3 protein-coding genes are annotated in these 3,659 nt (G+C 74.9%); all 3 read left to right on the plus strand.

All coding sequences use genetic code 11. The features are described from left to right. On the plus strand, positions 1 to 766 hold a 766-nt coding region (locus tag ACFV0Q_RS39650), incomplete at its 5' end, for an enoyl-CoA hydratase/isomerase family protein (protein WP_385012723.1). Positions 767 to 858: 92 nt separating this feature from the next. Then, positions 859 to 1,977 carry a diguanylate cyclase domain-containing protein gene (locus tag ACFV0Q_RS39655; protein ID WP_385012725.1) on the plus strand — a complete coding sequence of 373 codons (1,119 nt, stop codon included), beginning with the start codon at positions 859 to 861 and terminating at the stop codon, positions 1,975 to 1,977. 95 nt (positions 1,978 to 2,072) lie between these two features. Beyond that, entirely contained in the window at positions 2,073 to 3,614 is a 1,542-nt protein-coding gene (hutH, locus tag ACFV0Q_RS39660; RefSeq protein ID WP_385012727.1) for a histidine ammonia-lyase, read from the plus strand. Positions 3,615 to 3,659 lie beyond the last annotated feature (45 nt).

The following is a 3,659-nucleotide window of genomic DNA, read 5'->3' on the forward strand; positions in this document are numbered from 1 at the left end:
GGGTCATGGGGACGGTGGTGTGGTCGCCGAACTGGTGCTGGACCGGCCCAAGGCGATGAACGCCGTTTCCACGGAGATGGCGCGGTCCATCGGGGCCGCCTGTGCGGCGCTGGCCGCCGACGCCTCGGTACGGGTCGTCGTGCTCTCCTCCACGCACGAGCGGGCCTTCTGCGTGGGCGCCGACCTCAAGGAGCGCAACTCCTTCTCGGACGCCGAGCTGGTGCGCCAGCGGCCGACCACCCGTGGGGCGTACGGCGGCGTGCTGGAGCTGCCGATGCCGACCGTCGCCGCGGTGCACGGCTTCGCGCTGGGCGGCGGCTTCGAGCTGGCGCTGGCCTGCGACGTCATCGTGGCCGACGAGACCGCGGTGGTCGGCCTGCCGGAGGTGTCGGTGGGCGTGATCCCGGGCGGCGGCGGTACGCAGCTGCTGCCCCGGCGGGTCGGAGCGGCCCGCGCGGCCGAGCTGATCTTCACGGCCCGCCGGGTGGAGGCCGCCGAGGCGCTCTCCCTGGGCCTGGTGGACTCGGTGGCCCCGGCGGGCCGGGACCGCGAGCGGGCCCTGGAGCTGGCGGCGGCGATGGCGGCGAACTCCCCGGTCGGACTGCGCGCGGCCAAGCGGGCGCTGCGCCTGGGACACGGCATGGACCTGGCAGCCGGTCTGGAGATCGAGGACGCGGCCTGGCGGACGGTGGCCTTCTCGGGCGACCGGGCGGAGGGCGTGGCGGCGTTCAACGAGAAGCGCAAGCCGAACTGGCCCGGGCAGTAGCCGGGCCCCTCACCGCCACCCGCGGTGATCTTGGTGCCGCCGAAAGCCGCGCCCATAGTCACTAAATCGGACAAAACCCCTAACCTGGGGTGATGGGAGTTGACGGGCGGCTTCGGGCCGTCGTGGGCCTCGCGCAGGCCATGGCGGCGGCGTGCGCACCGCGGGACAGCGTCCGGGCCGCCGCCCGGGGCGCGCGGCTGGCGATGGACGGGTCGTTCGCCGCGATCTCCGCGTGGGAGCGCGAGCGGGGGCGGCTGCGGGTGCTCGTGAACGAGGGGGAGCGGCGGGCCGGGGAGGAGGAGTTCCCCGACGACGAGTCGTACCCCGTGCACGATTTCCCGGAGATCGCCGAGTTCCTGCACGAGCGCTGGGCCGGTGGCGGCGGGCCGCACGCCTGGGTCGAGAGCGCGGTCGGCGACCGGCCCGGGCGCCGGGGCGAGGCCCTGCGCCGGCGGGGGCGCGGTACGTGCGTGGTCGCGCCGATCGTGCTCAGCGGGCGGGCCTGGGGCGAGCTGTACGTGGCCCGGGACGAGGGCCTGCCCGACTTCGACGAGGACGACGCCGAGTTCGCGACGGTGCTGGCGGCGGTGATCGCGGCCGGGCTCGCGCAGAACGAGCGGCTGGAGGAGGCGCGCCGGCTGGCCTTCACCGACCCGCTGACCGGGCTCGCCAACCGCCGCGCCGTGGACATGCGGCTGGACGGGGCGCTGGAGGAGCACCGGCGCTCCGGGGCGGTGGTGAGCCTGGTCGTCTGCGACCTGAACGGCCTCAAGAAGGTCAACGACACCCTCGGGCACGCGACGGGCGACCGGCTGCTGGAGCGGTTCGGGTCGGTGCTGAGCCTGTGCGGGGCGATGCTGGCGGGCGCGCTGGTCGCGCGGCTGGGCGGGGACGAGTTCTGCCTGGTCAGCGTGGGCCCGTCGGCGGACGAGGTGGTACGGGTGACCGAGGAGGTGTGCGTACGGGCCGCCGAGCTGGAGCTGGGCGAGGGGGTGGCGTGCGGGGTCGCCTCGACGGGGGATCCGATCGGGCCGGTCCAGTCCTCGCGCAGGCTCTTCCGGCTGGCGGACGCGGCCCAGTACAAGGCGAAGGCGGCGCGGTCGGCGGGTCCGGTGGTGGCGGGCCGCGACTCGGCCGTGGTCCGGCTCGCCGACGCGGCCGCCGCACGGGAGGCCCCGGGGGAGCGGCGCCGCTTCCGGGGGCGCCAGTAACGGGGCTGCCGGTAAGGGGCGTACGGCATGCGGGATCGTGACGTTCTCGGCTAGTGACATGTTGGGATTCAATCCGTAGGGTGCTGAATATGGATATGCACACTGTCGTGGTGGGGACGTCCGGGACCACCGCCGAGGACGTCATCGCCGTCGCCCGAGGCAACGCGCGGGTCGAGCTGTCCGGCGAGGCGCTCGACGCCCTCGCCCGCGCTCGCGAGATCGTCGACGCGCTCGCCGCCAAGCCCGAGCCCGTCTACGGGGTCTCCACCGGATTCGGCGCCCTCGCCTCCCGGCACATCAGCCCCGAGCTGCGCGCACAGCTCCAGCGCAACATCGTCCGTTCGCACGCCGCGGGCATGGGCCCGCGCGTCGAGCGGGAGGTCGTGCGCGCCCTGATGTTCCTGCGCCTGAAGACGGTGGCCTCCGGGCACACCGGCGTGCGCCCCTCCGTCGCCCAGACCATGGCCGACGTGCTCAACGCCGGGATCACCCCCGTCGTCCACGAGTACGGCTCCCTCGGCTGCTCCGGCGACCTCGCCCCGCTCTCCCACTGCGCCCTCGCGCTGATGGGCGAAGGCGACGCGGAGGGCCCCGACGGCACCGTCCGCCCCGCCGGGGAACTGCTCGCCGAGGCCGGCATCGAGCCCGTCGAGCTGCGCGAGAAGGAGGGCCTCGCCCTCCTCAACGGCACCGACGGCATGCTCGGCATGCTGGTCATGGCCCTCGCCGACCTCGGCAAGCTGTACACCTCCGCCGACATCACCGCCGCGCTGACCCTGGAGGCGCTGCTCGGCAGCGAGAAGGTCCTCCAGCCCGAACTGCACGCCATCCGCCCGCACCCCGGCCAGGGCGCCTCCGCCGCCAACATGGCCGCCGTGCTGAAGGGTTCCGGGCTCACCGGGCACTTCCAGGAGGAGTCCGCGCCGCGCGTGCAGGACGCCTACTCCGTGCGCTGCGCCCCGCAGGTCGCCGGCGCGGGCCGCGACACCATGGCGCACGCCGCCCTGGTCGCCTCGCGCGAGCTGGCCGCCGCCGTCGACAACCCGGTGGTGCTGCCCGACGGCCGCGTGGAGTCCAACGGCAACTTCCACGGCGCGCCCGTCGCGTACGTCCTGGACTTCCTGGCCATCGCCGCCGCCGACCTCGGCTCCATCGCCGAGCGGCGCACCGACCGCCTGCTCGACAAGAACCGTTCCCACGGCCTGCCGCCGTTCCTCGCGGACGACGCCGGCGTGGACTCCGGCCTGATGATCGCCCAGTACACGCAGGCGGCCCTGGTCAGCGAGATGAAGCGGCTGGCCGTCCCGGCCTCCGCCGACTCGATCCCCTCCTCCGCCATGCAGGAGGACCACGTCTCCATGGGGTGGTCGGCCGCGCGCAAGCTGCGTACCGCGATCGACAACCTGACCCGGATCATCGCCATCGAGCTCTACGCGGCCACCCGCGCCATCGAGCTGCGCCAGCACCTCACCCCGGCGCCGGCCAGCCGCGCGGCCATCGACGCGGTGCGGGCGGCGGGCGTGCAGGGTCCCGGGCCGGATCGTTTCCTCGCCCCCGACCTGGCCGCCGCCGACGCCTTCGTGCGCGCGGGCGGCCTCGTGGCCGCCGTGGAGCCGGTGACGGGCCCGCTGGCCTGAGGCGCTCCGCCGCAGTACGTACGAAGGGCCGCGCCCCCGGGATCC

The sequence above is a fragment of the Streptomyces sp. NPDC059564 genome, from assembly GCF_042735575.1.
Lineage (GTDB): Bacteria > Actinomycetota > Actinomycetes > Streptomycetales > Streptomycetaceae > Streptomyces.